Consider the following 25,918-nt stretch of genomic DNA (forward strand, 5'->3'; position numbering starts at 1 on the left):
GCGTCCCGGCCATGCGCCATGGGGCGGCGCACTGACCGGACCGCCGGCGAGCCCGGCCGCTCCGTGGGGGGCGCATGGCGGCCGGGCAGGTGCGGTCAGGACCTCGGGGGTCCGCATTCCGGGTGCCTGGCCGTTGTGGCAGGGCGGCAGTGGGTGATTGCCGCTGGATGTGCGGCGCAAGCCGCGTCCCGGCCATGCGCCATGGGGCGGCGCACTGACCGGACCGCCGGCGAGCCCGGCCGCTCCGTGGGGGGCGCATGGCGGCCGGGCAGGTGCGGTCAGCCTCGGATCGGCACCGGGTTGTCCGGGCTGTCCAGCCATGGCACGGTGCCGTCCGGCCCGACCGTGAGGCCGAACCGGGGCAGCTCGGGCCTGTCCTGGTCGTGCCACCAGTTGAGCGCACGCTCTACGGCCTGCCAGAGCCTCCGGGGGCTGGCCTGGTACACGGTGGTTTCGGGCTGGTCCTTGCGCCACGCCACGGCCGCCCATGACCGGTCGGACAGGCTGTAGAACTACGCCACGGTGGTGTCCTCGTCCTGGTGGTGGACCAGGTGCGTCACGTCCGGCACGGCCAGCCCGGTAACGAACCGTTGGACTGCCCAGCGCCCGCCGAGATCGTCCTCCGTAAGCGTCGTCCGGTACTTCGTATCGGCGTTGCCGGGGAACTCCGGGACGTAGGCAACGTGCTCGGGCAAGGTGAGGCGCTGGTTCCGCGACTTCATGAACTCCACCATCTCGGTGAAGCGGCCGGATGCCGTGTCATCGGGGCCGACGTGAAGCTTCACCACGGCGTCCAGCGGGCTGAAGTCGGTTCCCCATGGGGCCAGGATGACGCCGCCGGTCTGAGACTGCCTGATCCACGCCTGAGGGATCTTGCGGATTCCGTACGTCGCGATGATCCGGTCGTAGGGGCCGCCCTTGGGCCAGCCGAGTTGGCCGTCGCCGGCGATCAGTTCGGGTGCGAGTCCGGCGCGCGCCATGTTCTCGGCGGCCATGGCTGACACGTCCTGGTCGTACTCGATGCTGAGGCGACCTGCCGTGAGCCGAGGCGGTGAGCAAGCAGCGCCGCATTCCACCCGAACCCGGTGCCCGCGTCGAGCACCCGCATGCCCGGCTTCACGTCCAGGTCGCGCAGCATCGACATGACGACGCTCGGCATGCTGAGACTGCTGGTCGGCACAGTGCCCGGATCGGGCCCATCGTGCTTGCCGTCGTCGAACTGTGTGACCAACGGGACGTTGGCCTCGGTGACGGTCTGCCAGCCGGCCGGGTCCGCGTCCCGGTCCACCAGCACGCTGCGGCCGGTGGCCATGTCGTGCGACCAGACGCGCGAGGGCGTGAACAGCGAGCGGGGCACGGCGTTGAACGTGCCTGCCCAGTCCGGGGACATGTGGCCGGTGGAGAGCAGGAACCGCCCCAGCTTGGAGCCAGGGCGGTCCGCACCCTCCTCGCGGAGGGTCTCAGTCACTTCCGGTGGCCCCCGTCTCCGGGCGGCGAACTACCGTCGGGGGACGGCGGTGGAGGAGGCGGCGGGGGCTGGATCGGGGCCGGGTTGCCCCCGTGCCCGCCATCGGCGTTGAGCATGAGAGTTACCTCCCTGCATCGGCGGAACCGGCGGCCGGGTGGTCGCCGGGTCGTGCGGCCCGCCCCTTGCGGGGACGGGGGCCGGTAGGCCGTCGCGCGCCCGGCGTTGCCTCACCCACAGGCCACCGATACCGAACACCGGTGGCTCATAAGGGTCAGGCATCAGCGCCGGTTGCACGTCTCGGGCGCCCACGCATCTGCTGGTCGAGCCCTCGACGGAGCTTCATCCGGCGGGCCAGTTTCCTGCGATACGGACTGAACATCGTTACAGGCCAAGTGAATTGGACATAAGCGCCCCACCCCCACGCGATCGTATTGCGGGGCTCCGTCGCCAGCGCCCGGACAACACGCCCCACGATGACCAGGCGCGATGGCCTCACGGTGCAACCCGCTCCGGAGTACAGCGCGGCGCACTCGGTCGCATCACGGCGATCAGCTCCGGGCCGTCCGGCAAGGCTTCGATCTCGTTCGGATAGGTTTCCCATTCCTGCCCGCCGCCTCGGGGGCGAAGGTAGACCATGCCGCCTTGGGTGCCCATGTAAGTGCCCTCCACGCCCCTGTGGGCACGGTCCCTGACCACCTCGCCGACCTTGGGCCTGTAGATCGTCCGGGTTGTTTTGCGCGGTGCCACTGCCTCCGCTCCTCTCCGCCGAGTTGACACCAAGATCGGGCAGTCACCCGGGACGGTGGAACCTCGCGCAAGGGACACTTCAGAACGTCCCCCGTGCGGTAGAACGTCCCTACCAAAGGTCCGTGATGTGCGGGGAGACAAGCGAGATGCCGAACGAGAGACTGAAAGACGTTATGGCGTCGGGCGGTTGGACGTGCTCAGCCCTAGCCGAGAGAGCCGGCGTTGACACCAAGTCGGTTGAGCGGTGGGCCAACCAGAACCGCACGCCTCGGTTAGGCACAGCCCGCTTGGCTGCCGAAGCCCTCGGAGAAGACATGTTCGCACTGTGGCCGAGCCTGCGGCAGCCGCGCGCTGCACGCGCGATAAGCCCCGAACTGGTCGCCCTGTACGAACAGCGAGCCGACCTGCCGGTATCCGTCTTCGTGGACCTGCTGGGAAAGGCCACGGAGCGCATCGACGTGCTGGTCTACGCGGCTGTGTTCCTGCACGAGGCCTACCCTCGGCTCAACGATCTACTTCGTGAGCGCGCCGCCGAAGGATGCGTGGTCCGGATCGCCCTCGGCGATGCCGACAGTGAGAACGTCAAGCAACGCGGGGAGGAAGAGCGGTTCGGCCACGGCATCGAGTCCCGGTGCAGGCTCGCCTTCATGCATTACCGCCCGCTGCTCGGCACGCCGGGCATCGAGATCCGCACCCACGGGACCACGCTCTACAACAGCCTCTACCGAGCAGATGACCAGGTCCTGGTGAACGCACATGTCTGGGGCGTCAACGCCTTCGGAGCCCCGGTCTGGCATCTGCGGAGGACCGGCGCAGGGACGCTGTTCGACACCTATGCTGCGAGCTTCGACGCAGTGTGGAACGCCGCCCGAACCGTTGAGGAGAGCTGATCACGTGGCACGCACCGAGTTCTATGACGATCCCAACGCGCCCAAGCCAAACCGGCTGGTGGTGGCAGCGTCCGCAGTGGTGACCGATGGTGAAGGGCGCATCCTGCTTCAACGACGTACCGACAATGGTCTGTACGCGCTGCCTGGCGGCACGATGGATCTCGGTGAGTCGCTTCCGGGAACGGCCGTTCGGGAGGTCCGTGAAGAGACCGGTCTCGACGTCGAGATCACTGGACTCGTCGGCACGTACACCGATCCGCGACACGTGATCGCTTACTCGGATGGCGAGGTGCGGCAACAGTTCAACGTCTGCTTCACCGCACGCATCACAGGCGGGGAACTCCGCATCTCCAGCGAGTCGACCGATCTTCAGTTCGTAGCTCCGGAGGACATTGGCAACTTGCCGATGCATCACACTCAGAAGCTTCGGCTGCAACACTTTCTGGAAAACCGAGCCAGCCCTCATCTCGGCTAGGTCAGCGACACGACAAATGGCCCCGTATCGACCGCCCCATGGGGCAAGGAAGATACAGGGCCATGCGCGGCGGCCCCAGCTGTCAGTATTCGCGGAATTCACCGGGCTGTGACCCATTTCAAGCTTTGAAGGGAGCGGCTATATGTCCCCTTGCCCAGCCCAGTGCCCACCAAAGCGGCGTGATTAACCAAGCGAGTTCCCCCTCCCTGCCGGTCAGGGTCGGGAGGGGCAGGGGGTACCCCCCTGGTAAAAGCCCAGGTCAGAGCCTTGTCGGCTTGACTCTTTCAGCAGCCCAACGGCCGGGCTGGTGCTGCGCGGTCACGCGGCTGTGACACTGAGTGCACAGCGGACGGAGCCGATGCCAAGCGTCCGGATCGGCCACGCCTCGGGCGACCAGCGAGCGGCGCGACTCGGGGAAGTGGTCAGCGACCACGGCCGAGCGACCACGGCCGAGCGACCACACAGCACACACCACGAGTGGGCGGACAGGTAGGCACGACGGATGGGCCGGCCCGGCGAAGTGCCTTCCTGAGCCGAGCAGCAGCCTAGTTCCCTCGGGCTATCACGGCTTGCCGGGCACGGACGCTCGCACGCCCCGCGTACGCCTGGTGGTGGCCCTCGCAACGCCCCCGAGGGGTGGCGGTCTCGGTGCAATCGATACAGCGCATGTCCGCCCCCGTGGTCGTCGTCCTGGTGCCCCTGGATCAGCGGTTCTATAGAACTTCTGATCCAGGGCTTTGGGTCGTGCCGCACTTCGCGTAGATGCTCTACGACAACGCGCCCGCCCCCGGAGTCGAACCGGGGATCTCTGCGGCCGATGTCCCGTCAGGGCCGGTACCGCGCACCTCTGCCGTTGGGTCAGCGGGCTTGTCTATGTGGCAGGGGAACCGCATCACCCCTGCCGCGGGCACCCCGACCTGTCGCTGTTGGTGCCGTTCCCCGTCGTGCTGGTAGCCCTCGCCGGCTCGGCCGGGTCGGGCTCTGTGGAGGACTGAGCGCCTGCGGTCGGCGGGGGAGTGCGCCCGGGGGCCGGGGGCTTCCGGCGGGTGGTCACTCCGGGCGGGGGCTGCCGGCGAGGGCGGGGGTGGCCGGGGGGTCGGCGGTGGTGTCGGGGGCGACGGCCGGGGCGGGCACGGTGGGGCGGGCCCGTCGGGAGACGGTGTCGCACCAGGTGATCAGACGGCGGCCGGCCTCGATCATCGGTGTCTCCAGGCGGCGGTGCAGTAGGTCGGCGGCGGCCAGCGCGACCAGGCAGACGGCGGCGGCGAACGTCGGGGTGCCGCCGGGCAGCCACGGGGCCAGGGCGGCGGTGAGGCTGACGGCCGAGGCCTGGAGCAGGTAGAGGCCGTAGGAGCGCTCGCCGACGAAGACCAGCGGGCGCAGCGAGAGCAGCAGGCGGCCCGGGCCGGGGCCGAGCAGGGTGGGCAGCAGGAGGGCGACGCCGAGGCCGAAGAGGAAGACGGTGGGCTGCTCGCTGCCGAAGTGGTCGGTCAGGTCCGGCAGGTGGGCGTGCAGGACGAGGAAGCCGGCCCCGGCCACCGCGCCGACCACCGGGTGGGTCAGCGGGCTGAGCAGGGCGAAGCCGCGGCGGCTGTGCAGCACGACGGCGAGCAGCGCGCCGATCAGCAGCACCGAGTAGTGCAGGCCCATGCCCTTCCAGGTCTCGTTGTACGGCACCAGGACGAGGGCGATCGCGGCCACGGCGAGCGGGATGCGGAGCCGGTCGGAGATCAGGCCGACCAGGATCAGCGCGAGCGGCCAGACCAGGTAGAACTTCTGCTCGATGCCGATGGTCCAGGTGTGCAGGTACGGGGTGTCGCCGGCGAGGTGGTACTCGTTCATGAAGCCGAGGTAGTTCGGCAGGTGGTCCATCAGCACCGCCCAGCCGTGGCCGGAGCGGTAGACGGCGACCATGGTGATCAGCAGCCCCAGGTAGTACAGCGGCACGATCCGGAACACCCGCCGGATGTAGAAGTTCCGCAGCGATATGCGCCCGGTCCGGTCCCGTTCCCGGAGCATCAGGGTGGTGATGAGGAAGCCGGAGAGGACGAAGAAGGCGTGCACCCCGATCCAGCCGGAGAGGAACCGGGACTGCGGGCCGCCGTAGTGGAAGAAGACGACGATCACGGCGGCGACGGCGCGCAGTCCGTCCAGCGCGTCGAACCGCCGCATCGCGAGGAATTCGGCATGGGTCAGTCGGCGCATGGGGAGTCTCCGGACGGGCGGGGCGTCGTCGCCGGGGCACCCGTGCGGGCACCGACGGTCAGGGCAGCGACATCATGGCCGACCGCGGCCGTTCTTGACCATCCGGTGGTGGAGTGTGACGGTTCCGTGTGCCCGGAGCCGGCTCGGGACCGGACCGCGCTCGGGAGTGGATCCGCTCAGGACCGGGCCGCGCTCAGGACCGCGGCGCCGAGCGCCAGCGGACCTCGCCGTCCTGCCGCTCGTCGGTGGGGCGCAGGCCGAGCGCCCGGGCGACGGCGGCGGAGGCCCGGTGGTCGGGGTGGACGTGGGCGAGGACGGTGGTGACGCCGGACGCCCGGAGGTGGTCGAGCAGGGCGCGCGCCGCCTCGGTGGCGAGGCCGCGCCCCTGCCAGGGGGTGCCCAGGACCCAGGCGATCTCGGCGGTGTCCGGGCCGATGGTGGCCTGGACGTAGCCGGTCAGCCGGCCGTCGGCGCGCAGCCGGAGCGCCCAGTTGCCCCAGGCCTCGGCGGGATCGGGAGAGCCTGCCGCGAGCCGGGCGTAGCGGGCCCGCAGGTCACCGGCGGTGGCCGGTCCGCCGCCGGTGAAGGTGTAGAGGTCCGGGTCGGCGAGGGCGGCGGCCATCCCCTCGGCGTGCTCGGGGCCGATCGGCAGCAGGTCCAGGCGCTCGGCACGCAGGACGGCGGCGGTGACGGCGGTGACGGCGGTGTCGGCGGTGTCGTCGGTGACGGCTGCGGCAGCGGTGACGTCGGACGGATCGGACTGGTCCACGGGCCCATTCAACTCCGTCGTGTGGCGGTGCTTCGCACGGGGAGGCCGATCGGGTCGAATGGATCGCACGTCCACGCGAAGGAGGCGGTATGCGGTACCTGGTCAGGGAGAAGCTGTTCGCGATCGGTGACGACTACTGGATCGAGGACGATCAGGGGCACAAGGCGTTCCTGGTGGACGGCAAGGTGCTGCGGCTGCGCGACACCTTCGAGCTGAAGGACGCCGACGGCCGGGTGGTCGCGGTGGTGAAGGAGAAGGCGTTCACCGTCCGGGACGCGATGAGGATCGAGGACGCCGACGGCGAGGTGGTGGCGACCGTCCGGGAGAAGCTGTTCACGCCGTTCCGCGACAAGTACCTGGTGGAGCTGGCCGGTGGCGGCGAGCTGAAGGTCCACGGGGACCTGATCGACAAGGACTACCGGATCGAGGACGAGCACGGCGACGAGCTCGCCCGGATCTCCCGCAAGTGGTTCCGGATCCGTGACACCTACGGCGTGGAGGTGGCCGACGGCGCGGACGTGGGGCTGCTGCTGGCCGTCGCCGCCTGCGTGGACCACCTGACGGCGCAGGACTGACCCGGGTGGTCCGTGACGGGTGCGGGACCGGCCGGTCCCGCACCCGCACCCCTCACGGGCCGGTCAGACGATGACGTGCGGCAGGAAGCGGGCGCCCTGGTGGGTGATCGGGCTGTCGTCCGTCTCGCGGATGCCGAGGCCCGCCGCCTCGCCGTCGATCACCCAGGTGCCGAGCACCGGGCGGTTGCCGTCGAAGTCGGGCAGCGGGTGGTACTGCTGGTAGCAGTGGCCCTCGGCGCCGTAGCGGTCCGGGTCGCCGGCCCAGTCGGCGAGCCGGGTCTCGGCGCCGTCCGGCCCGACGATCCGGATGCCGGCGCCCTCCCGGCCGAGCAGCGGCTTGGCCGCGTACCCGGGGCCGCCCGGGTCGGCGAGTTCACGCGGGCCGTCCAGGTAGGCGGGCAGCAGGTTGGGGTGGCCCGGGTAGAGCTCCCAGAGCACCGCCAGCAGCGCCTTGTTGGAGAGCAGCATCTTCCAGGCCGGCTCGATCCAGAGGGTGGAGCCGGTGCCGCCGCCGTGGTCGATGACGTCCAGCAGCTGCTCGCCGAACTCGTCCTCGGCCAGCCACTCCCACGGGTAGAGCTTGAACGCCGAGCGGATGAAGCGGTGTTCGAGGTCGACGAACCGGCCGGAGAGGCCGTCCCAGCCGATGTCCTCCATCGCGATGCCGACCGTCTCGATGCCGGCCTGTTCGGCGCACTCCTGGAGGTAGAGGGTGGTCATCCAGTCCTCGCCCTCGGTGTCGCCGCGCGAGTGGGCGAAGTGCACCGGGCCGGACGGCAGCAGGTGCTTCTGCCGGGCCCAGGACGCGACCAGCCGCTCGTGCAGCGAGTTCCACTGGTCGGCGGCGGGGAAGCGCTCCTCCATCCAGAACCACTGCGGGCCGGCCGCCTCGATCAGCGAGGTCGGGGTGTCGGCGTTGTACTCGAACAGCTTGGCCGGTCCGGTGCCGTCGTACGCGAGGTCGAAGCGCCCGTAGAGGGCCGGCTGTTCGGCGCGCCGCCGCCAGGACTCGGCGACGGTCGCGGCGAGCCGGGGGTCGGTGATCCCGTAGTCCGCGAACCGCCCGGTGCGGACCACGTGGTCGGCGGCCGCCAGGCACATCAGGTGCAGTTCCTCGACCACCTCCTCCAGCGCCTCCACCTCGGGCAGCGAGAACTCGTAGTACCCGCTCTCGTCCCAGTAGGCGTGCGGGCCGCCCTGGTTGCAGGGGTCGGAGCACATGGCGTAGATCAGGCCCTGGCCCTCGACGGTGGCCAGCCAGTCCGGGCGCGGGGCGATGGTTCTGCGGCGCACCGGGGTCAGCCCCCGCCCGAGCCGCTGGAGCCGGCGGGGCAGCCGAACCCGCCGCGCTTGGTGGCGGCCTTGTCGAAGGTGCCGCCGAGCGCGGTGGTGCCGCCGGAGCCGCAGTAGTACCAGCGGCCGGCGGCGGCGGTGGTGCCGCCCGCGCACGCGTGGCTGTCGAGCACCTTGAGCGTCGTCGGGTCGACGCAGCGGCTCGGCGGGGTGCCGCCGCCGGAGGAGCAGCCGGAGAGCGCCAGGGCGAGGGTGCCGACCATGCCGAGGGTGACGAAGCCCGAGCGGCGCCGGGCGTCCGGCCCCGGGCTGCCGGTGCCGGTGGCTGTGGTGGGGGACTGGGACGGCGTCATGGCGCCCGATGGTACGCGTGGGCCGGGATGGTACGGGAGGGGCCTCGGATTCCTGTTCCGGCCACGCCCGATGGGATATGTTTTGCCGATCCTTGACGGTCGGACCGGGCCGAGCCGGACCGGGCGGCCTCCAGTGAGCGGACACGGGGGACGAACACCCATGAACGACATCCTGCACGGCCTCGGTGCGGCGGCCGCCTTCGGCGCCGTCGGTGTGGTGCTGCTGCTCCTCGGCGTCGGCCTGGTCGACGTCCTGACGCCCGGCAAGCTGGGCCACCAGATCTGGGTGGAGCGCAACCGCAACGCCGCCGCGGTGCTCAGCTCCGCGCTGCTCGGCATCGGCGGCATCGTCTTCACGGCGATCATGTACACCTACGAGGACTTCGGCAAGGGCCTCGTCTCCACGGCCTGCTTCGGCCTGCTGGGCCTGGTGCTGATGGCCGTCGCGTTCTGGGCGGTGGACGTCCTGACGCCCGGCAGGCTCGGCGCGATCCTGGTCGACCCCGAGCCGCACCCGGCGGTCTGGGTCACCGCCAGCTGCAACATCGCGGTGGCGGCGATCGTGGCGGCCGCGATCGCCTGAGCCGCCGTCGGAGGCCCGGGCGCCCGCCCCCCCTGCGGGTCCGGGACCACGCCGTCCGACCCGCGCCGTCCGACCCGCGCCGTTCGACCCGCGCCGTCCGGGCCCTACGCGGCTCCCCCGCCGGGGTGCGGGGCCCCGCCGAGGACGTGCTCGCGGCCCCAGGCCCCCAGCGGTGCCAGCGCGGCGTTGAGCCGCGCCCCGACCGGCGTCAGCGAGTACTCGACGCGCGGTGGCACCTCGTCGTACGCCTCGCGGTGCACGATGCCGTCGGCCTCCAACTCGCGCAGATGGGCGGCGAGCACCTTCTCGGTGATCCCCGGCACCAGGCGGCGCAGCTCGCCGAAGCGGCGGTTCGGCCGCTCGTCCAGCGCCCAGAGGATCAGTACCTTCCACTTGCCGCCGATCACGTCCATCGCCGCGTCGATCCCGCAGACGTACCCGCCCGGCCTCGGCACCGTCGCCATGCCCACCCCTTCCGACCTGCTCGCTCACCCCAGGGTAACCACCCACTCCGAGGTGCGTACTTGTCGGCCGGCGGCCCGGGCGACGAGCCTGATCGGCATGGCAGAGAACAGCGTTGACCCCGTGTCGAAGTCCACCCCCGCTCCCTCCCTCACCCTGCTCGGCCTCGGCGCGATGGGCACCGCGCTGGCCCGGACCTGGCTCGCCGCCGGGCATCCGCTGACCGTCTGGAACCGCACCGCCGCGCGGGCCGAACCGCTCGCCGCCCTGGGCGCCACCGTCGCCGCCACCCCCGCCGAGGCGGTCGCGGCCAACCGCCTGGTGGTCGTCTGCCTGCTCGACGACGCCTCCGTCGAGGCGGCGCTGGACGGCGTCGACCTGGCCGGCCGGGACGTGGTCGACCTCGTCACCGGCACCCCCGGCCTGGCCCGCGCCCGCGCCGCGTGGGTCGAGCAGCGCGGCGGCCGCTACCTGGACGGCGGGATCATGGCCGTCCCGCCGATGATCGGCGTTCCCGAGGCCGGTCCGTACGTCTTCTACAGCGGCTCGCAGGCGCTGTTCGAGGAGCACCGCGACACCCTGTCCGTCCCGGCCGGCACCCGCTTCGTCGGGGCGGACGCCGGGTTCGCCGCCCTGTACGACGTGGCGCTGCTGAGTGCCATGTACGGCATGTTCGCCGGGGTGGCGCACGCCTTCGCGCTGATCGGCGGGGAGGCGGTGGCCCCGAGCGACCTCGCGCCGCTGCTGACCTCCTGGCTCCGGGCGATGGCCGGCTCGGTGACGCGGACCGCCCTGCAGCTGGAGGGCGGTGACTACACCGTGGGCGTGGTATCCAACCTCGCGATGCAGGTCGCCGGCACGCCCACCTTCCTGCGCACCGCCGAGGAGCAGGGTGTCAGCGCCGAGCTGCTCGCCCCGTACTTCGCGCTGATGGCCCGCCGGCTCGCGGAGGGCTCCGGTGCGGAGGACCTGACCGGCGTGGTCGACCTGCTTCGCCGGTAGGCGGAGCGGGCGGGCGGGCCGGCGCGCGCCGCCCTCAGCCCGCCGCGCCCTCAGCCCGCCGCGCGGTCGGTCGCGGGGCGGCGGCGCAGCGCCGCGTCGGTGAGGGCGGGCGGCTGCCAGACGCCGTCCGGGTGGTAGACGTTCGTGCCGGGCGCCACGATGGCGTCGATCCGGTCGAGGGCGGCGTCGTCCAGGGTGAGGTCGGCGCCCTTCAGGGCGGCCGCCAGCTGCTCCCCGGTGCGCGGGCCGATGATCACCGAGGTGACGGCCGGGTGCGCCAGCGGGAAGGCGAGGGCCAGTTCGGGCAGGGTGCGGCCGAGGTCCTCGGCGAGCGCGGTCAGCTCCTCGACGGCGTCCAGCTTGGCCGCGTTGACCGGCAGCGCGGGGTCGAAGCGGCCCGGGTGGAGGGCGGCCCGGCCGGTGCCGAGGTCGATCGGGAGGCCCTTGCGGTAGCGGCCGGTGAGGAAGCCGGAGGCGAGCGGGCTCCAGGTCAGCGCGCCCATGCCGAGCCGCTGGACGGTCGGCAGCACGTCCCGCTCGATGCCCCGGGCGAGCAGCGAGTACGGCGGCTGCTCGGTGCGGAAGCGGGGCAGGCCGCGCCGCTCGGCGACGTGGTACGCCTCGACGATCTCCGCGGCGGGGAAGGTCGAGCAGCCGAAGGCGCGGATCTTGCCGGCCGTGACGAGGTCGCCGAGTGCGGAGAGGGTCTCCTCGATGTCGGTGGTGTGGTCGGGCCGGTGGACCTGGTAGAGGTCGATCCGGTCGGTGCGCAGCCGGCGCAGGCTCTCCTCCACCTCGTGGATGATCCAGCGCCGTGAGTTGCCGCCCCGGTTGCGGCCCTCGCCCATCGGGAAGTGCACCTTGGTGGCGAGGACGACGTCGTCGCGGTTGCCGCGGCTCTGCAGCGCCTTGCCGACGATCTCCTCGGACTCGCCCGCCGAGTACATGTCGGCGGTGTCGACGAAGTTGATGCCCTGGTCGAGGGCGGTGTGGATGATGCGGACGCAGTCGTCGTGGTCGGGGTTGCCGACCGCTCCGAACATCATGGTGCCGAGGCAGTAGGCGCTGACCTCGATGCCGGTGCCGCCGAGGATGCGGTAGCGCATGGTGCTGGTCCCCCTGCTGTGGTGGGTGGCCGTCCCCGGCCGGGAGCCGGGTCGCTCGCCCCCGACGGTAGATCTTGGAGTGCACTCCAGGGCAAGGGGCGGCGGCGTCCCGTCGGTGACCGGCTCCGGCGTGACCCCGGTGGCCGCCGCGCGTTCGTCCGGTGTCGCACCGGGGCCGGCCGGGGCACGGTTTGCGGAAACGGCAACATAGCTTGCCGATAATGCGGGGCTCGTCGCAGGCTGGCGGTGCCGGCGACCGCACCGGTGCGGTCCGCCGCCGGACCCGCTGCCGGGCTCGCCGGACCCGCCGCCGTGCGGTGAAGCCGCCGGTCCGGATGCCGATGCCGATGCCGACGCCGGCGCCGAAGCCGCCACCGACCTGAACGGAGCACCCCATGCACCGCCCGCACCACCACGACGCGCCCGCCCCCGCTCCCGCCCCCGCCCCCGAGTCGGCGAACGCCGACGCGCACGGCCATGGCCACAGCCACCATCACGGCCACCACGGCTCCGGGTCCGAGCCGGACTGGGCGGCGCTCGTCACCTACCTGGAGCGCGAGGGCGAGCTGAACACCCCCGCGTTCGTCGGGGCCGCCGGGTGGCTGGGCGAGCTGATGGACGGCATCCCCGTGGGGCGGGTGCTCGACATCGGCAGCGGCCCGGGGGTCGTCGCGACCGTGCTCGCCGATGCCTTCCCGGCCGCCGAGGTGGTCGCCGTCGACCAGTCCGCCGCCCTGCTGGAGCGCGCGGTGGCCCTTTCGTCCGGCCGTGTCACCGCCCGGCAGGCCGAGCTGCCCGCCGAGTTCGGCGGGCTGGGCACGGCCGATCTGATCTGGTCCTCCCAGGCGATCCACCATCTCGGCGACCAGCAGGCGGCGTTGACCGAGCTGGCCGGCTCGCTGCGTCCGGGCGGTCTGCTCGCCGTAGCCGAGCGCGGTCTGCCGCTGCGCTTCCTGCCGCGTGACCTCGGCCTCGGCCGCCCCGGCCTGCAGGCCCGGTTGGACGCGGCCCATGAGGACGTCTTCGCCGCCATGCGCGCCCAACTCCCGGGCTCCGTGGCGGAGGTGGAGGACTGGCCGGGCATGCTGTCCCGCGCGGGCCTCACCCCGGCCGGCTCGCGCACCTTCCTGGTGGAGTGGCCGGCCCCGCTCGCCGCCCCGGGGCGCGAGCACCTGTACGCCCATCTGGAGCGCCGCCGCGCCCAGGTGGACGCGGGCCTGGACGCGGAGGACCTGGCCACTCTGGACGCCCTGCTCGACCGCGAGGCGCCGACCGGCATCCTGAACCGCCCCGACGCCTTCTACCTCACCGCCATCACCGTCCACACCGCCCGGGCGACCGGCACGGCCTGACGGGGACCGCCCGGCGGGCGCGCGGACGGCGCGCCCGCCGCCGGTCAGAGGCCGGAGGCCAGCTTCAGGGTGACGGCGCCGGCGATGATCGCGGCGAAGGACAGCAGTTTGGGGAGCGTGATCCGCTCCTTGTAGAGCACGGCGCCGAGGACGACCGTGCCGATCGAGCCGAGGCCGGTCCAGATGGTGTAGCCGACGCTGACGTCCAGCGTCCTGAGCGCCAGGCTGAGTGTGAAGATGCCGCCCGCGGCGGCCACCAGGGTGAGGACGGACGGCCAGAGCTTGGTGAAGCCGTGGGTGGCGTTGGTGCCGAGGGCGAAGACGATCTCGAAGACGACGGCGATCGCGAGGAAGATCCAGGCCATGACGGTGGGCTCCTTGGGTGGTGGGACGGCGGGGGAGGGCGGGGTCGGTCGGCGGCGCGCGATCAGGCGGTGGCCGGCCGCTCGGCCTTCCCGGTCGGCCGGTCGCTGCCCCCGGTCGGCTGCCCGGCGCTCCCCGCCGGCTGCTCCGCGCCGCCGGGGCGGTCGGAGAGCTTGAGGCCGAGCACCCCGCCGATGATCAGGACGAAGGCCGCCGCCTTCCCGGGGTTCATCGACTCGTGGAAGATCACCGAGCCGAGGACGACGGTGCCGACCGAGCCGATCCCGGTCCACACCGTGTAGCCGACCCCGACGTCCAGGGTCTTCAGGGCGAGGCTGAGGAAGAAGATCCCGCCCGCCGCCGCCCCGGCGGTCAGCAGGGACGGGCCCAGCACGGTGAAGCCGTGGGTGGCGTTGGTCGCGAGGGCGAAGACGACCTCGAAGAGCGAGGCGATCAGCAGGTAGATCCAGGCCATGGGAGAACCCCCCGGGTTCGTCGCGGGCAAGTGATTGCATGTATGTGCAAATTGATGTCGACTGGGCAAGAGCATGCATGTACAAGTAACCTGTGTCAATCCGCCCCGCCTGTGCCAGGAGCAGCCCATGGACCCGGAACCCAGCCCCACCAGCGGCGACCCGGACGCCGGGCCGTCGGATTCCCGGATGTGGAGCCGGCTCACCGCCCTCCACGCCCATGTCGAGGGCCGGCTCGCCACCGCCCTCCAGCGCCGGCACGGGCTCGGCCTCTCCGAGTACCGCGCCCTCGGCTTCCTCTCCGAGGCTCCCAAGGGCGAGCTGCGCATGCAGGACCTCGCCGCCGTCCTCGGCCTCAACCAGAGTTCGGTCACCCGCCTGGTCGCCCGCCTGCACAGCGCGGACTTCACCTACCGGGACCTCTGTCCGGACGACAAGCGCGGCGTCTACACGGTGATCACCGCCGCCGGCCGCGCCCGTCACCAGGAGGCCCGCGCCACCTACGAGGAGACCCTCGGCGCCGCCCTGGACGAGGAGGCCGCCGCCGCCCCCGACCTCGCCCCGCTCCTCGGTACGGCCCGCCGCTCCCTCGGCTGAGCGCACCACCCGGCCGCTCCCGTACCCGCATCCGCCCCCCCGCGCCCAGGAAGTCGACCCGGCCGACTTCCTGCGCGGCCCGGTGCCGAACGCCGGCGGCCCGGTGCCGAATGCCGGGTCCGACGGTGCCGAACGCCGGGCGGTACGGTCGCCGCATGGCAGCTTCGAATCCCGATGTCGTCGTGGTCACCACCACCCACGACGACGAGTCCAAGGCCCGCGCCCTGGCCGCCGCCGCGGTGCGCGAGCGGCTGGCCGCGTGCGCGCAGCTCTACCCGGTCCGGTCGGTCTACCGCTGGGACGGCGAGGTGCGGGAGAGCGCCGAGTGGCGCGTCGACCTCAAGACCCGCGCCGGGCTCACCACCCGGCTCACCGCGTTCATCACCGAGCACCACGACTACGACACCCCCGAGGTCGTCGCCGTCCCGGTGGTCTCCGGCAGCGGCGACTACCTCTCCTGGGTGGCCGCCGAAACGGGCCCCTGACCGGCCGTCCTCGCAGGAGCGGCCCCCGTCGCCGGCCGGCGACGGGGGCCACCACACCTACGGTGTGCCGCTACTCACCGCCGCCGAAGCGGGCGGTCCAGGCGGCCAGGTCCTCGTCGGTGATCTTGGCGAACAGCACCGGCGGCACGGTGAACGCGGTGCCCGGCGGCACGAAGTCCAGCGCGCGCGCCTCCTCGGCGCTCACCCACGCCCGGGTGCGGGCCGGGGCGTCGTCCGCGAGCGCGAACGCCTCGCGCATGGCCTGCGCCGCCGCCGGGATGAACGGCTCGGAGACGACGGCGTAGAGGTGGATCAGGTTCATCGCCGTCCGCAGGGTCAGCGCGGCGGCCTCGGGGTCGGTCTTCACCTGGAGCCAGGGCGCCTTCTCGTCCAGGTAGGCGTTGCCGGCGCTCCACAGCGTGCGCAGGCTCTGCGCGGCCTTGCGGAAGTTCAGCGCCTCCAGCTGGGCCTCGTACTCGGCCAGCAGGTCGGCGATCTGCGCGCCCAGCCGCTGCTCCGCCTCGCCCGCCGCGTGCCCGGCCGGGACGTCGTCGCCGAACCGCTTGCGGCTGAAGGAGAGCACGCGGTTCACGAAGTTGCCGAGGGTGTCGGCGAGGTCCTTGTTGACGACCGAGGAGAAGAGGTCCCAGGTGAAGCTGGAGTCGTCCGACTCGGGGGCGTGCGCCATCAGGAAGTAGCGCCAGTAGTCGGCCGGCAGCAGCTCCAGCGCGACATCGGTGAAGATGCCCCGCTTCTGGCTGGTCGAGAACTTGCCGCCGTAGTACGTCAGCCAGTTGAAGGCCTTGACGTAGTCGACCTTCTTCCACGGCTTGCGCGAGCCGAGCAGGGTGGCCGGGAACATCACGGTGTGGAACGGGACGTTGTCCTTGGCCATGAACTCCGTGTACCGGACGGTGTCGTCGGCCTCGTACCACCAGGACTTCCAGTCCCGGGTCTCGCCGCCGACCGCCGAGTCCGCCCACTCCTTGGTCGCGCCGATGTACTCGATCGGGGCGTCGAACCAGACGTAGAAGACCTTGCCCGCGGCCGCCAGCTCCGGCCACACGTCGGCCGGCACCGGGACGCCCCACTCCAGGTCACGGGTGATGGCGCGGTCCTGCAGCCCCTCGGTCAGCCACTTGCGGGCGATCGAGGACGCCAGGACGGGCCACTGGTCGCCGTGGGCGTCGACCCACTCCTCGACCTGGTCGGTCAGCTTCGACTGGAGCAGGAAGAGGTGCTTCGTCTCGCGCACCTCCAGGTCCGAACTGCCGCTGATCGCCGAGCGCGGCTCCAGCAGGTCCGTCGGGTCGAGCACCCGGGTGCAGTTCTCGCACTGGTCGCCGCGCGCCTTGTCGTAGCCGCAGTGCGGGCAGGTGCCGACGATGTACCGGTCCGGCAGGAACCGCCCGTCGGTGACCGAGTACACCTGGCGGATCGCCCGCTCCTCGATGAACCCGTTGGCGTGCAGCTCGCGGGCGATCTCCTGGGTGATCTCCCGGTTCTGCTGCGAGGAGCTGCGCCCGAAGTGGTCGAACGACAGTCGGAACCCGTCGTAGACGGCCTTCTGCTGGTCGTGCGCCTGCGCGCAGAACTCGGCGACCGGCAGCCCGGCCTCCTGCGCGGCCAGCTCGGCCGGCGTCCCGTGCTCGTCGGTGGCGCAGATGTACAGCACCTCGTGCCCGCGCTGGCGCAGGTACCGGGAGTAGACGTCCGCCGGGAGCATGGACCCGACCATGTTGCCCAGGTGCTTGATCCCGTTGATGTACGGAAGGGCGCTGGTGATCAGGTGCCGAGCCATCCTCGGATGCTCCAATTTCTCCCGCACGCACCCCAGCCCGGAGTGCCGTGACAGGCGCAGGGTCTGGGGGCCGCAACGGAGGCCGCGCCGCAGTCGGCCGGGCTCCGGGCTGCCACACAGAGCGAAGGTCCACTGTGGGCGTGCGCAGTGTATCGAAGCCCGGGCGGCCTCCTCCCGCCCTTTTCACCGCTCGGACGGCGCGCGGCCGCCGTCAGCCCGCGGCCGCCCGGCGGTGCACCTGGACGACCGCGTGCCGGCCGGTGGTGCGCCACGGAGCGCCGGTGGCCTCCAGGCGGGCGAGGGCAGCGGGTTCGACGCCGACGACCACGTCCGACTTGAGGGTCCGCAGCGCCGCGACGGAGGACGGGAAGTGCGCCACCGCCGCCGCGAACGGGGTGGTCGGCGGCCAGAGCCGGTCGCCCACCAGGCGGCGGTAGTTGAGGTCGCCCTTGAAGACCGTCAGGGCCGCCCCGGCGAACTCCGCCCGGAGGCCGGCGGGCAGGTCGTGGAAGGTCAACGGCGCGCAGAAGAACGCGTCGGCGCGGACGGTGAGTTCACCCGTGCCGAGGGCCCGCCACAGCCGCCGGCCGATCGCTGCCGCCCGGGGCGTGGGCGCCGCCCGCAGGCGCTCGACGGTGGCGAGCAGGTCGGCCGGGGTCGCGTCCGACACGAAGTACGGCCGGGGTTTCACGTACAGCGCCACCTCGGCGGCCAGGCCGTCGTCGAGCAGGTGGTCGATCAGCACCAGGTCCGGCAGCAGCTCCCGGCCGGCGTTGTCCGCGACGACGCAGACCCGGCCGCCGCGGGTCCGCTCCAGCTCGGTCCAGAACACCGCGCTGTCGTCGGCGACCAGCTCGGCGACGGGGCCGTCGTCGGCCGCCGTCAGCCCGAAGCTCAGGTCCGCGCGGTTGCCCCACAGGGCCGACGTCACCAGGGCGCGCGCCCGCTGCCGGGGTGGCAGTTCGCCCAGCGGCTCCAGCGCGGCCAGCTCGTCGTCCACCGCCGGGCCCGCCAGTTCGGCAGCTTTGAACGGGCCGAACGGATCGATGCCCTGCCAGGCCCCGGGGCGGAAGTAGCCGGTGGCGTCGAGCAGACGGTGGTAGAACCAGTTCTCCGCCCACAGGAACGGCGCCTCGCCCCACGGCCGGCCCCAGAGCCCCTCGCCCCACGCCAGCCACCGTTCCCGGTCGTGGACGCCCGCGCCCGGCGGCGTCAGGACGCCCGTGGTGCTCTCCACCAGCAGCCGCTCCACCGCCGCCCGCTCGCCGGGCCCGTACGGCAGCGCGTCGAGGACCTGGCCCAGGAGCTTCGGATGCCGCTCGTGGAACACGCCCCAGGGGAACGAGCCGGGGACGTCACTGCGGATCAGGGGCGCGCTGGTCGGCACGGGCGGCTCGTCTCTGTCGGTCGGTCGCGCCACCCGGTCCGGTGGGCGATCCAGGTCCGTCCGACCGCCGCCATGCGGGCTGGTAGTCGCGCAGGTACGGCACGCCGGGCGGGGCCGGGAGGCGGGAGTTGCGCTCCCAGTATCCGGCCTGGGCGACCGCGAACGAGGTGACCGCCTCCGGCGGGGCGCCGTGCCAGGAGGCGGCGCGCCCGATCAGCTCCTCCGCCCGCCCGGCGGTGTGGCCGGCCCGGATCAGTTGCTGGACGAGGAAGGCCGGGTCGATCCAGGCGGCGCCCTGGTGGAGATGGGACCAGTCGATGGCGAGGGCAGCCCCGTCGCGCATCAGCAGGTTGTCGGCGCGCAGGTCCACGTGCAGGAGACAGTCGCCGCCGGGGGGCGGGGCGTCAGGCGACGAAGTGGTCGAACTCGCCGGCCTTCACGCCGAGGAGGAAGGCGGCCCACTTGCGGGGGGTGGTGCGGACGATGATGTCGCCGGTATCGGGATCGCGGATCTCGACCATGTCGTCGGCGGTGCGGACTTCCAGGGACTCGTGGGCCTCGCCGCCGAGTGAGGCCTTCTTCCAGTCGTTCATGCTCCTCAACCTTTCAGATCGGTGGACTTGACCCGGCGGCCCCTCGCACCCTGCGAGGGGCCGCCGGAACGATTCGTCTAGGCGCGGCCGAAGTGGTCGAACTCGCCGCGCTTGACCCCTTCGAGCCAGAGGGCGAACTTCCTGGGCGTGGTGACGACGATCGAGTCGGGGTCGTCGGACTCGCGGATCTCGACCAGGCCTTCACTGTTTGTGGAGACCTCTACGGAGTTCCCTCCGTCCTGGGAGCTGCTGGTCGACTTCTGCCACTGCTGAGGCATGCCTCTACCTTTCCAATTCCAGACCGTGCTTGATGTGTTGGATGACGCCCCAGGAGTCCCGTCCTGACTGTGGCCGGGATGAGGTAGTCGGGTCGCCGGGCGGGAGGGCAAGCCTGGAGAGGGCATCGAACCTGCTGCGGAACTGGGCCACGGCCTCAGGCAGGTCATTGAATGCAGACTCGCCCGGGGCATCGATCACGACGGTGGAGAGAGCGGAAGAGGCCGGTTCGGTGATGAGGAACGGGCCGCTGTACGGCAGCGTCGCCCTGACGCTGAACGGGAAGATCTGGATGGTGACGTTTGGACGCTCGGCCGCTTCGAGCAAGTGGGCGAGCTGGCCTCGCATGACATCGCCTCCGGCAAAGGCCATCAGCAGCGCCGCCTCATGGATGACGAAGCGGAACGAGGCGGGCCCGTCGAGAGCCTGCTGCCGGTCGCGGCGGAAGCACACGGTGTCGTTGATCTCCTCGACGGAGAGCGATGTCTCGCTGTTCTCGAACAGCTTGCGCATGTACTGCTCGGTCTGCAGCAGCCCGGGCACCAGGAATGTCTCGTAGTTGAGATACGCCGACGTTGCCCAGTGCTCCAACTCGGCGAGGTCCAGTGCGAAGGAGGGGACCTTGCGCCGGTGCCGGCTCCACCAGCCCTTGCCATCGCTCGAACCCATCGCGGCCAGTGTGGCCAGGTACTCCTCATTCGTGCAGCCATAGAAGGCTGCGAGCAGGCGCATCCTGTCCTCGTCGAGGCCGGTGCGTGCCGCTTCGATGTGGTTCAGCTGCGGGCCGCGCATCCCAATGTGTGCCGCGGCCGCCTGCACCGCGATGTCGGCGTCCAGGCGAAGGCGGCGCACCTCGGCGCCGTACCGACGCTGGCGCTCGCTGATGTGCGCTCGTAGAGCCAAAGTTCGTCCCTTCCCGTGGCATCGGCAGTGTCGCGCGCTGGGGCGGCACGCCGCCACTCGCTGGGGAGGGTCAATCTAGGATCACCCATACGAGTGGTTGCACTAATGAGGGGGTGAGCCTACCTTGAGTAGCGAATCACTTACTGATGGTCGATCGATGACCCCGAAGTGCACCCCGGATGGGCGTGCAGGCTGCCGACGCCTGTCCTCCTCATCGTCGGCGGGGGCAAGCCACGGGGGATGGCCCTCTCCTCCGCACCCTCACCTCAACTGGACTGGAGACAGTCGATGTTGCTCCCGCTCCTTCGCCCGCCGGCCTCCGACCCGGCTGTCGAGTTCAGGCTCGACCTCTTCCCGCCGGCCCTGCCGGAGATCGTCGGGGCGCTCCGCCGCCTCCTGCGCGACACCCTCCGCAGCATCGGCCTCGACTCCGACGCCCCCTGCCTCGTCCTCTCCGAGCTGGTCACCAATGCCCTGGTCCACGGTGACGGCCCGCCGACCGTCGTGCTCGAACTCCGGTGCGGCAGGCTCTACATCGCCGTCTCGGATGCCTCCGCCGCCCCCGTCGTCCGCCCGGATCCGAACGACTCCCGTACAAGCGGACGGGGGCTTGACCTCGTGGCCGGGCTTGCCGATGAGTGGGGTGTGAAACTCATCGGGTCGTACGGCAAAGCGGTGTGGGCCGTGGTGGCGGTCGGCGGCTGATGGGCGTCGTCCTGCTGGCCGGACTGCTGGCGTCGGTGCTCTTCGTCGGCGTCGTCGCGCAGCTCATCGCGCACCGTCAGCCGCGGGAAAGGCGCTCCACCAGGCGGGACTTGGCCGCCGGCCACTCGTCCGCCAGCATCGAGAAGTAGGCGCTGTCGCGCCAGACGCCGGTGGCGCGGAGCTTGTCCCGCCGGTGGATGCCCTCGAAGGACGCGCCGAGGCGCAGGATCGCGTTGCGGGAGCGGTCGTTGAGCGCGTCCGTCTTCCAGAACACCCGGCCCATGCCCAGGTCCTCGAAGGCGTGGACGAGCATCAGCAGCTTGGCCTCGGTGTTGATCGCCGTCCGCCAGACCGACCGCGCGTACCAGGTGCCGCCGATCTCGACGAGTTCGTTGGCCGCGCTGAAGTCGTAGTACCCGGTGATGCCGACCGCGCGGCCGCTCGCGAGGTCGATCACGGCGAACTTCACGGCGTTCCCGGCCTCGACCTCCGCCAGCCGGACGTCGAGGATCGCGCCCAGCTCCTCCTCCGTCGCCGGGGCGCCGAACGGGATCCAGCGCCAGACGTCCGGGTCGGGGCCGACGGAGGCCCACAGGTCGGACGCGTGGTCCCGGCTCAGCGGCTCCAGGCGGACGTGGCGGCCGGTCAGGGTGACGGGGGCAGGCAGTTTCGCAGTCATGATCCCGAAAGTAGCCAAACTCTGCACTAGACGCAAGAGCTCATTGCACTAGTGCAGAGTCGAAATGCCAAGAAGAAGGCCCTGCGGGACGCAGTGTCCCGCAGGGCCTCACATGCTCAGGCTCAGACGAACGAGTTGATCTGGATCGTCTCGTACCGGCCCGGGCCGACGCCGATGGCGGAGATCGGGGCGCCCGACATCTCCTCCAGCGCCTTCACGTAGGCCTGCGCGTTCTTCGGCAGGTCGGCGAAGGTCTGGGCCTTGCTGAGGTCCTCGGTCCAGCCCGGCAGCGTCTCGTAGATCGGCTTGGCGTGGTGGAAGTCGGACTGGTTGTACGGGAGCTCCTCGACGCGCTTGCCGTCGATCTCGTACGCGACGCAGACCGGGATCTGCTCCCAGCCGGTCAGCACGTCCAGCTTGGTGAGGAAGAAGTCGGTCAGGCCGTTGACCCGGGTCGCGTAGCGCGCGATCACGGCGTCGAACCAGCCGCAGCGCCGGTCGCGGCCGGTGGTCACACCGCGCTCGCCGCCGATCCGGCGCAGTGCCTCGCCGTCGGCGTCCAGCAGCTCGGTCGGGAACGGGCCCGAGCCGACGCGGGTGGTGTACGCCTTCAGGATGCCGATGACCCGGTCGATCTTGGTCGGGCCGATGCCGGCGCCGGTGCAGGCACCGCCGGCGGTCGGGTTCGACGAGGTCACGAAGGGGTACGTGCCGTGGTCGACGTCGAGCAGGGTGCCCTGGCCGCCCTCCAGCAGGACGACCTTGTCGGCCTTCAGCGCCTCGTCGAGCACCAGGGTGGTGTCGGCCAGGAACGGCTTGATCTTGTCCGCGTAGCCGAGGTACTCCTCCAGGACCAGCTCGGCCGGGATGGCGCGGCGGTTGTAGAGCTTCACCAGCAGCTGGTTCTTGTCGTGCAGCGCGGCTTCGATCTTCTGCTGCAGGATCGACTCGTCGAAGAGGTCCTGGACCCGGATGCCGACGCGGTTGATCTTGTCCGCGTAGGTCGGGCCGATGCCGCGGCCGGTGGTGCCGATCCGGCGCTTGCCGAGGAAGCGCTCGGTGACCTTGTCCAGGGTGCGGTGGTACGGCGTGATCAGGTGGGCGTTGCCCGAGATCAGCAGCTTGGAGGTGTCGATGCCGCGCTCGTTCAGCCCGCTGAGCTCGGAGAGCAGCACGCCCGGGTCGATGACGACGCCGTTGCCGATCACCGGCGTCACATTCGGGCTGAGGATGCCGGAAGGCAGCAGGTGCAGGGCATACTTCTGGTCGCCGATGACCACCGTGTGACCGGCGTTGTTGCCGCCCTGGTAGCGAACGACGTAGTCGACGGAGCCGCCGAGGAGGTCGGTCGCCTTCCCCTTGCCCTCGTCCCCCCACTGAGCGCCAACGAGCACGAGTGCCGGCACAGGCGTACACCCCTTCCGGTTGGGGCATCCTGCGAAGGCCGCAGTCTGCCCCGAGATAGACGAAGCCCCTGGCGCAATAGCGCAAGGGGCTCTTGCACCGAGAGATTACCTGAGGAAGGACCGGTCGTGTCGTCCCTGTCCACGCCCGCAACCGGCGGCCCCGAACCGCTCCTCCTGCTCCTCGACCCGGCGGCCCGGCAGACCGACGGCGAGTCGGTGCGGATCGCGAGGGACGTCCTGTGCGGAGGGACGGACGCCAAGGTGGCCTACCCGGAGAGCCCTTCCGAACTCGACCGGGTGCTTTCGCACCGGGGCCGCCGCCGACCGGTGGTGATCGGCTCCGACCTGGCGATGCAACGGGTGCTCCAAGCCCTCTACCGCCAGCGTGAGCTGGGTGCGGACCCGGTCGGCATGGTCCCGGTGGGCCGGTCCGACGAGCTGGTGGCGGCCCGCGCGCTCGGTGTGCCGGGCGAGCCGGTGCCGGCCGCGCGGGCGGTGCTCGGCGGCGTGCCGCGCAAGCTGGACCTGCTGGTGGACGACGGTGGCGGAGTGGCGCTCGGCACGGTGCGGATCTCCGGCAGCGGAGCGCGCCGGATAGCGGGCCGTACGGGCGGCTGGCGTTCGCTATGGGCGAAACTTGCTGCGGCCGAGCAGGGGACCTCACTCACGGTCGAGGCCGGCCGGGGCGAGCACAGCGCCCTGCTCCGGGTCGAGGCGGACGGCCGGCTGCTGGCCGACCTCGACCAGCCGGTCCGGGTGGTCGAGGTGACCCTGCCGGGCGGGGAGGCGATCGGCGGCGTGATGGAGATCGTGGTCCGCACGCCCGGCGCACTGGTGCGCGCCCGGGCGGCGACCCTCGCGGTGACGGGGCGCGGGTTCGGCTACGAGGCGGACGGCCAGCCGGTGGGCCCGGTCCGGGACCGGACCTGGACGGTGCACCCGGGCGCCTGGGGGCTCCTGCTCCCGAGCACCTGAGGCCGGGGGAGGCCAGGGGAGAGCCGAACCGAGGACTGAACCCGAGGACTGAACCGAGGCCCGAAGACGGCCCCGCGAGGCCCGACGGCCCCGCCCGGCCCCCGTGGGCCCCTGGGTGAGCAGGCTCACGTTGCCCGTCGTTAACCTCCGGGCCGTCCGCGGGCGGAAAGGCCCCAACGGGCGCGACCCACAAGGCCAAGCGCCCCTCGACCGAATTCCGCGCCCTCGAAATCCGCCCCCGGTAAGGGGTTTTGTCTACGCGCGTTGCCGAGCGATCGCCCAAGAATCCGCGCCGCCCTGGTTCCGGAAGCCTGTGCCAACTGCCCTAGACTCGAAGGCGTGCCACGTGGTGACGGAAGACTCAACCACGATCTTCTTCCCGGTGAGAAAGGCCCCCAGGACGCTTGCGGCGTCTTCGGTGTCTGGGCTCCCGGCGAGGAGGTCGCCAAGCTCACGTTCTTCGGCCTTTACGCCCTGCAGCACCGCGGTCAGGAATCCGCGGGCATCGCAGTGAGCAACGGCTCCCAGATTCTCGTCTTCAAGGACATGGGACTCGTCTCCCAGGTCTTCGACGAGGCCTCCCTGGGGTCGTTGCACGGGCATATCGCCGTCGGACACGCCCGCTACTCGACCACCGGTTCCTCGGTCTGGGAGAACGCCCAGCCGACCTTCCGCGCGACCGTTCACGGTTCGCTGGCCCTCGGGCACAACGGAAACCTGGTGAACACCGCCGAACTGGCGGCCATGGTCGCCGAACTGCCCGGTGAGGAGCACGTCTCCCGCTCGGGCCGGTCCGCCGCGACCAACGACACCGACCTGGTGACCGCCCTCCTCGCGGGCCACCCGGACCTCTCCATCGAGGAGACGGCCAAGCTCGTCCTGCCCAAGGTCAAGGGCGCGTTCTCGCTCGTCTTCATGGACGAGCACACGCTCTACGCCGCCCGCGACCCGCAGGGCATCCGCCCGCTGGTGCTCGGCCGGCTGGAGCGCGGCTGGGTGGTCGCCTCCGAGACGGCGGCGCTGGACATCTGCGGCGCCTCCTTCATCCGCGAGGTCGAGCCCGGCGAACTCATCGCCATCGACGAGAACGGCATGCGGACCTCCCGCTTCGCCGAGGCCAAGCCCAAGGGCTGCGTCTTCGAGTACGTCTACCTGGCCCGCCCCGACACCTCCATCGCCGGCCGCAACGTGCACCTCTCCCGCGTGGAGATGGGTCGCAGGCTGGCCGCCGAGGCGCCCGTCGAGGCCGACCTGGTGATAGCGACCCCGGAGTCCGGCACCCCGGCCGCCATCGGTTACGCCGAGGCCAGCGGGATCCCGTACGGCTCGGGCCTGGTGAAGAACGCCTACGTGGGCCGCACCTTCATCCAGCCCAGCCAGACCATCCGCCAGCTCGGCATCCGCCTGAAGCTCAACCCGCTGCGCGAGGTCATCCAGGGCAAGCGCCTGGTGGTCGTGGACGACTCGATCGTCCGCGGCAACACCCAGCGCGCGCTGGTGAAGATGCTTCGCGAGGCCGGCGCGGCCGAGGTCCACATCCGGATCTCCTCGCCGCCGGTCAAGTGGCCCTGCTTCTTCGGCATCGACTTCGCCACCCGCGCGGAGCTGATCGCCAACGGCATGACCATCGAGGAGATCGGCCGCACGCTCGGTGCGGACTCACTCTCCTACATCTCGATCGACGGCATGATCGAGGCCACCAAGCAGCCGAAGGACCGGCTCTGCCGGGCCTGCTTCGACGGCGAGTACCCGATGGAGCTGCCCGACCCGGCGCTGCTCGGGAAGCTCCTGCTGGAGGCCGAGATCAAGGGCGGCCAGCAGCCGCCCGCGGTCCGCGGCAAGCCGACCAGCGGCAGCGACCTGGACGGCGTCCAGTCCCTGCTCGGCGGAGCGGGCGCGGCCGACGCCCTGCGCCGCCCGTAACGACCTGACGGTGGGGTCCCGGAACCCGGGGCCCCACCGCTGTTCCAACCCCCACTGACCCGAAAGGGCCGC

At 71.5% G+C, this 25,918-nt stretch carries 31 protein-coding genes; 11 read left to right on the plus strand and 20 right to left on the minus strand.

Features of this window, described 5'->3' with window-relative positions:
* Positions 1–278: 278 nt before the first annotated feature.
* From ACZ34W_RS25790 to ACZ34W_RS25805, 4 genes are all read right to left on the minus strand, one after another.
* Positions 279–479, minus strand: a complete 201-nt coding sequence (locus tag ACZ34W_RS25790; protein WP_465607443.1) for a hypothetical protein — start codon at positions 477–479, stop codon at positions 279–281.
* A gap of 33 nt (positions 480–512) precedes the next feature.
* Positions 513–995 carry a protein-L-isoaspartate O-methyltransferase family protein gene (locus ACZ34W_RS25795; RefSeq protein WP_465607445.1) on the minus strand — a complete coding sequence of 161 codons (483 nt, stop codon included), beginning with the start codon at positions 993–995 and terminating at the stop codon, positions 513–515.
* Positions 950–1,468, minus strand: a complete 519-nt coding sequence (locus ACZ34W_RS25800) for a hypothetical protein (protein ID WP_465607447.1) — start codon at positions 1,466–1,468, stop codon at positions 950–952. The genes ACZ34W_RS25795 and ACZ34W_RS25800 overlap by 46 nt, the downstream gene beginning before the upstream one ends.
* Positions 1,469–1,960: 492 nt before the next feature.
* Entirely contained in the window at positions 1,961–2,215 is a 255-nt protein-coding gene (locus ACZ34W_RS25805) for a hypothetical protein (protein WP_465607449.1), read from the minus strand.
* Between the two features lie 146 nt (positions 2,216–2,361).
* Between ACZ34W_RS25805 and ACZ34W_RS25810 the strand changes: the two genes are divergently transcribed.
* Both ACZ34W_RS25810 and ACZ34W_RS25815 read left to right on the plus strand, forming a co-directional pair.
* Positions 2,362–3,105, plus strand: a complete 744-nt coding sequence (locus tag ACZ34W_RS25810; RefSeq protein ID WP_465607451.1) for an XRE family transcriptional regulator — start codon at positions 2,362–2,364, stop codon at positions 3,103–3,105.
* Between the two features lie 4 nt (positions 3,106–3,109).
* On the plus strand, positions 3,110–3,580 hold the full coding sequence (locus tag ACZ34W_RS25815) for an NUDIX domain-containing protein (protein ID WP_465607453.1): 471 nt from the start codon (positions 3,110–3,112) through the stop codon (positions 3,578–3,580).
* Positions 3,581–4,630: 1,050 nt separating this feature from the next.
* Here ACZ34W_RS25815 and ACZ34W_RS25820 read toward each other — a convergent pair.
* Both ACZ34W_RS25820 and ACZ34W_RS25825 read right to left on the minus strand, forming a co-directional pair.
* The gene (locus ACZ34W_RS25820) at positions 4,631–5,785 is read right to left on the minus strand and encodes an acyltransferase family protein (RefSeq protein WP_329488989.1); all 1,155 of its coding nucleotides are present in this window, start codon (positions 5,783–5,785) and stop codon (positions 4,631–4,633) included.
* Between the two features lie 193 nt (positions 5,786–5,978).
* A complete protein-coding gene (locus ACZ34W_RS25825; protein WP_465607556.1) occupies positions 5,979–6,461 on the minus strand; it encodes a GNAT family N-acetyltransferase in 483 nt (160 codons plus the stop codon).
* Between the two features lie 182 nt (positions 6,462–6,643).
* Here ACZ34W_RS25825 and ACZ34W_RS25830 point away from each other — a divergent pair, with 182 nt between their 5' ends.
* Positions 6,644–7,129, plus strand: a complete 486-nt coding sequence (locus ACZ34W_RS25830; protein WP_329488990.1) for an LURP-one-related/scramblase family protein — start codon at positions 6,644–6,646, stop codon at positions 7,127–7,129.
* Positions 7,130–7,192: 63 nt separating this feature from the next.
* Here the strand turns inward: ACZ34W_RS25830 and ACZ34W_RS25835 are convergent, their stop codons facing one another.
* Both ACZ34W_RS25835 and ACZ34W_RS25840 read right to left on the minus strand, forming a co-directional pair.
* The gene (locus ACZ34W_RS25835) at positions 7,193–8,422 is read right to left on the minus strand and encodes a glutathionylspermidine synthase family protein (RefSeq protein WP_352291220.1); all 1,230 of its coding nucleotides are present in this window, start codon (positions 8,420–8,422) and stop codon (positions 7,193–7,195) included.
* A 5-nt stretch (positions 8,423–8,427) separates the two neighbouring features.
* A complete protein-coding gene (locus tag ACZ34W_RS25840; RefSeq protein ID WP_352291219.1) occupies positions 8,428–8,775 on the minus strand; it encodes a hypothetical protein in 348 nt (115 codons plus the stop codon).
* Positions 8,776–8,935: 160 nt separating this feature from the next.
* Between ACZ34W_RS25840 and ACZ34W_RS25845 the strand changes: the two genes are divergently transcribed.
* The gene (locus tag ACZ34W_RS25845; protein WP_465607456.1) at positions 8,936–9,358 is read left to right on the plus strand and encodes a DUF350 domain-containing protein; all 423 of its coding nucleotides are present in this window, start codon (positions 8,936–8,938) and stop codon (positions 9,356–9,358) included.
* Between the two features lie 104 nt (positions 9,359–9,462).
* On the opposite strand, the gene ACZ34W_RS25850 is transcribed toward ACZ34W_RS25845, so the two are convergent.
* Entirely contained in the window at positions 9,463–9,822 is a 360-nt protein-coding gene (locus ACZ34W_RS25850) for a winged helix-turn-helix transcriptional regulator (protein WP_465607458.1), read from the minus strand.
* A gap of 97 nt (positions 9,823–9,919) precedes the next feature.
* Between ACZ34W_RS25850 and ACZ34W_RS25855 the strand changes: the two genes are divergently transcribed.
* Positions 9,920–10,822, plus strand: a complete 903-nt coding sequence (locus tag ACZ34W_RS25855) for an NAD(P)-dependent oxidoreductase (RefSeq protein ID WP_329488995.1) — start codon at positions 9,920–9,922, stop codon at positions 10,820–10,822.
* A 50-nt stretch (positions 10,823–10,872) separates the two neighbouring features.
* On the opposite strand, the gene ACZ34W_RS25860 is transcribed toward ACZ34W_RS25855, so the two are convergent.
* Positions 10,873–11,928 carry an aldo/keto reductase gene (locus ACZ34W_RS25860; RefSeq protein WP_465607460.1) on the minus strand — a complete coding sequence of 352 codons (1,056 nt, stop codon included), beginning with the start codon at positions 11,926–11,928 and terminating at the stop codon, positions 10,873–10,875.
* Positions 11,929–12,323: 395 nt separating this feature from the next.
* Between ACZ34W_RS25860 and ACZ34W_RS25865 the strand changes: the two genes are divergently transcribed.
* Entirely contained in the window at positions 12,324–13,280 is a 957-nt protein-coding gene (locus ACZ34W_RS25865) for a class I SAM-dependent methyltransferase (RefSeq protein ID WP_465607462.1), read from the plus strand.
* A 44-nt stretch (positions 13,281–13,324) separates the two neighbouring features.
* Here the strand turns inward: ACZ34W_RS25865 and ACZ34W_RS25870 are convergent, their stop codons facing one another.
* Both ACZ34W_RS25870 and ACZ34W_RS25875 read right to left on the minus strand, forming a co-directional pair.
* Positions 13,325–13,645 (minus strand): DMT family transporter, encoded by a 321-nt coding sequence (locus ACZ34W_RS25870; RefSeq protein ID WP_465607464.1) that lies wholly within the window; start codon positions 13,643–13,645, stop codon positions 13,325–13,327.
* 62 nt (positions 13,646–13,707) lie between these two features.
* Positions 13,708–14,118 (minus strand): DMT family transporter, encoded by a 411-nt coding sequence (locus ACZ34W_RS25875; protein ID WP_329488999.1) that lies wholly within the window; start codon positions 14,116–14,118, stop codon positions 13,708–13,710.
* Between the two features lie 127 nt (positions 14,119–14,245).
* Between ACZ34W_RS25875 and ACZ34W_RS25880 the strand changes: the two genes are divergently transcribed.
* Both ACZ34W_RS25880 and cutA read left to right on the plus strand, forming a co-directional pair.
* Positions 14,246–14,713, plus strand: a complete 468-nt coding sequence (locus ACZ34W_RS25880) for a MarR family winged helix-turn-helix transcriptional regulator (RefSeq protein WP_465607466.1) — start codon at positions 14,246–14,248, stop codon at positions 14,711–14,713.
* Positions 14,714–14,868: 155 nt separating this feature from the next.
* Positions 14,869–15,198 (plus strand): divalent-cation tolerance protein CutA, encoded by a 330-nt coding sequence (gene cutA, locus ACZ34W_RS25885; protein ID WP_465607468.1) that lies wholly within the window; start codon positions 14,869–14,871, stop codon positions 15,196–15,198.
* Positions 15,199–15,268: 70 nt separating this feature from the next.
* Here the strand turns inward: cutA and metG are convergent, their stop codons facing one another.
* The 6 genes from metG to ACZ34W_RS25915 form a co-directional block, all read right to left on the minus strand.
* Positions 15,269–16,999 carry a methionine--tRNA ligase gene (metG, locus tag ACZ34W_RS25890; RefSeq protein ID WP_465607470.1) on the minus strand — a complete coding sequence of 577 codons (1,731 nt, stop codon included), beginning with the start codon at positions 16,997–16,999 and terminating at the stop codon, positions 15,269–15,271.
* 211 nt (positions 17,000–17,210) lie between these two features.
* Positions 17,211–18,386 (minus strand): damage-control phosphatase ARMT1 family protein, encoded by a 1,176-nt coding sequence (locus ACZ34W_RS25895; protein ID WP_465607472.1) that lies wholly within the window; start codon positions 18,384–18,386, stop codon positions 17,211–17,213.
* Positions 18,355–18,756 (minus strand): hypothetical protein, encoded by a 402-nt coding sequence (locus ACZ34W_RS25900; protein ID WP_465607474.1) that lies wholly within the window; start codon positions 18,754–18,756, stop codon positions 18,355–18,357. The genes ACZ34W_RS25895 and ACZ34W_RS25900 overlap by 32 nt, the downstream gene beginning before the upstream one ends.
* Positions 18,757–18,790: 34 nt before the next feature.
* On the minus strand, positions 18,791–18,979 hold the full coding sequence (locus ACZ34W_RS25905) for a DUF397 domain-containing protein (RefSeq protein ID WP_329489005.1): 189 nt from the start codon (positions 18,977–18,979) through the stop codon (positions 18,791–18,793).
* A gap of 77 nt (positions 18,980–19,056) precedes the next feature.
* The gene (locus tag ACZ34W_RS25910) at positions 19,057–19,257 is read right to left on the minus strand and encodes a DUF397 domain-containing protein (protein WP_329489006.1); all 201 of its coding nucleotides are present in this window, start codon (positions 19,255–19,257) and stop codon (positions 19,057–19,059) included.
* Positions 19,258–19,261: 4 nt separating this feature from the next.
* Complete coding sequence (locus ACZ34W_RS25915) at positions 19,262–20,158, minus strand: DUF5753 domain-containing protein (RefSeq protein ID WP_465607476.1); 897 nt, start codon at positions 20,156–20,158, stop codon at positions 19,262–19,264.
* Positions 20,159–20,446: 288 nt separating this feature from the next.
* On the opposite strand from ACZ34W_RS25915, the gene ACZ34W_RS25920 reads away from it, so the two are divergent.
* The gene (locus tag ACZ34W_RS25920) at positions 20,447–20,863 is read left to right on the plus strand and encodes an ATP-binding protein (RefSeq protein ID WP_329489008.1); all 417 of its coding nucleotides are present in this window, start codon (positions 20,447–20,449) and stop codon (positions 20,861–20,863) included.
* Positions 20,864–20,939: 76 nt separating this feature from the next.
* Here ACZ34W_RS25920 and ACZ34W_RS25925 read toward each other — a convergent pair whose 3' ends face one another.
* Together ACZ34W_RS25925 and ACZ34W_RS25930 are read right to left on the minus strand one after the other, a co-directional pair.
* Positions 20,940–21,542, minus strand: a complete 603-nt coding sequence (locus ACZ34W_RS25925) for a GNAT family N-acetyltransferase (protein WP_465607479.1) — start codon at positions 21,540–21,542, stop codon at positions 20,940–20,942.
* Positions 21,543–21,664: 122 nt separating this feature from the next.
* Complete coding sequence (locus tag ACZ34W_RS25930) at positions 21,665–22,948, minus strand: adenylosuccinate synthase (protein ID WP_329489010.1); 1,284 nt, start codon at positions 22,946–22,948, stop codon at positions 21,665–21,667.
* Between the two features lie 126 nt (positions 22,949–23,074).
* On the opposite strand from ACZ34W_RS25930, the gene ACZ34W_RS25935 reads away from it, so the two are divergent.
* On the plus strand, positions 23,075–23,923 hold the full coding sequence (locus ACZ34W_RS25935; protein ID WP_329489012.1) for a diacylglycerol kinase family protein: 849 nt from the start codon (positions 23,075–23,077) through the stop codon (positions 23,921–23,923).
* Between the two features lie 339 nt (positions 23,924–24,262).
* The gene (gene purF, locus ACZ34W_RS25940; protein WP_329489013.1) at positions 24,263–25,846 is read left to right on the plus strand and encodes an amidophosphoribosyltransferase; all 1,584 of its coding nucleotides are present in this window, start codon (positions 24,263–24,265) and stop codon (positions 25,844–25,846) included.
* The last annotated feature ends 72 nt before the right edge of the window (positions 25,847–25,918 follow it).

This window comes from Kitasatospora sp. NPDC022856 (assembly GCF_055561235.1).

Excerpts from the sequence above, each read along its gene's own strand:
- ACZ34W_RS25795 (WP_465607445.1), bottom strand. The coding sequence starts at position 995 with ATGGCCGCCGAGAACATGGCGCGCGCCGGACTCGCACCCGAACTGATC.
- ACZ34W_RS25810 (WP_465607451.1), top strand. The coding sequence starts at position 2,362 with ATGCCGAACGAGAGACTGAAAGACGTTATGGCGTCGGGCGGTTGGACG.
- ACZ34W_RS25820 (WP_329488989.1), bottom strand. The coding sequence starts at position 5,785 with ATGCGCCGACTGACCCATGCCGAATTCCTCGCGATGCGGCGGTTCGAC.
- ACZ34W_RS25830 (WP_329488990.1), top strand. The coding sequence starts at position 6,644 with ATGCGGTACCTGGTCAGGGAGAAGCTGTTCGCGATCGGTGACGACTAC.
- ACZ34W_RS25840 (WP_352291219.1), bottom strand. The coding sequence starts at position 8,775 with ATGACGCCGTCCCAGTCCCCCACCACAGCCACCGGCACCGGCAGCCCG.
- ACZ34W_RS25845 (WP_465607456.1), top strand. The coding sequence starts at position 8,936 with ATGAACGACATCCTGCACGGCCTCGGTGCGGCGGCCGCCTTCGGCGCC.
- ACZ34W_RS25850 (WP_465607458.1), bottom strand. The coding sequence starts at position 9,822 with ATGGCGACGGTGCCGAGGCCGGGCGGGTACGTCTGCGGGATCGACGCG.
- ACZ34W_RS25855 (WP_329488995.1), top strand. The coding sequence starts at position 9,920 with ATGGCAGAGAACAGCGTTGACCCCGTGTCGAAGTCCACCCCCGCTCCC.
- ACZ34W_RS25860 (WP_465607460.1), bottom strand. The coding sequence starts at position 11,928 with ATGCGCTACCGCATCCTCGGCGGCACCGGCATCGAGGTCAGCGCCTAC.
- ACZ34W_RS25865 (WP_465607462.1), top strand. The coding sequence starts at position 12,324 with ATGCACCGCCCGCACCACCACGACGCGCCCGCCCCCGCTCCCGCCCCC.
- ACZ34W_RS25870 (WP_465607464.1), bottom strand. The coding sequence starts at position 13,645 with ATGGCCTGGATCTTCCTCGCGATCGCCGTCGTCTTCGAGATCGTCTTC.
- ACZ34W_RS25875 (WP_329488999.1), bottom strand. The coding sequence starts at position 14,118 with ATGGCCTGGATCTACCTGCTGATCGCCTCGCTCTTCGAGGTCGTCTTC.
- ACZ34W_RS25880 (WP_465607466.1), top strand. The coding sequence starts at position 14,246 with ATGGACCCGGAACCCAGCCCCACCAGCGGCGACCCGGACGCCGGGCCG.
- cutA (WP_465607468.1), top strand. The coding sequence starts at position 14,869 with ATGGCAGCTTCGAATCCCGATGTCGTCGTGGTCACCACCACCCACGAC.
- metG (WP_465607470.1), bottom strand. The coding sequence starts at position 16,999 with ATGGCTCGGCACCTGATCACCAGCGCCCTTCCGTACATCAACGGGATC.
- ACZ34W_RS25905 (WP_329489005.1), bottom strand. The coding sequence starts at position 18,979 with ATGAACGACTGGAAGAAGGCCTCACTCGGCGGCGAGGCCCACGAGTCC.
- ACZ34W_RS25910 (WP_329489006.1), bottom strand. The coding sequence starts at position 19,257 with ATGCCTCAGCAGTGGCAGAAGTCGACCAGCAGCTCCCAGGACGGAGGG.
- ACZ34W_RS25920 (WP_329489008.1), top strand. The coding sequence starts at position 20,447 with ATGTTGCTCCCGCTCCTTCGCCCGCCGGCCTCCGACCCGGCTGTCGAG.
- ACZ34W_RS25925 (WP_465607479.1), bottom strand. The coding sequence starts at position 21,542 with ATGACTGCGAAACTGCCTGCCCCCGTCACCCTGACCGGCCGCCACGTC.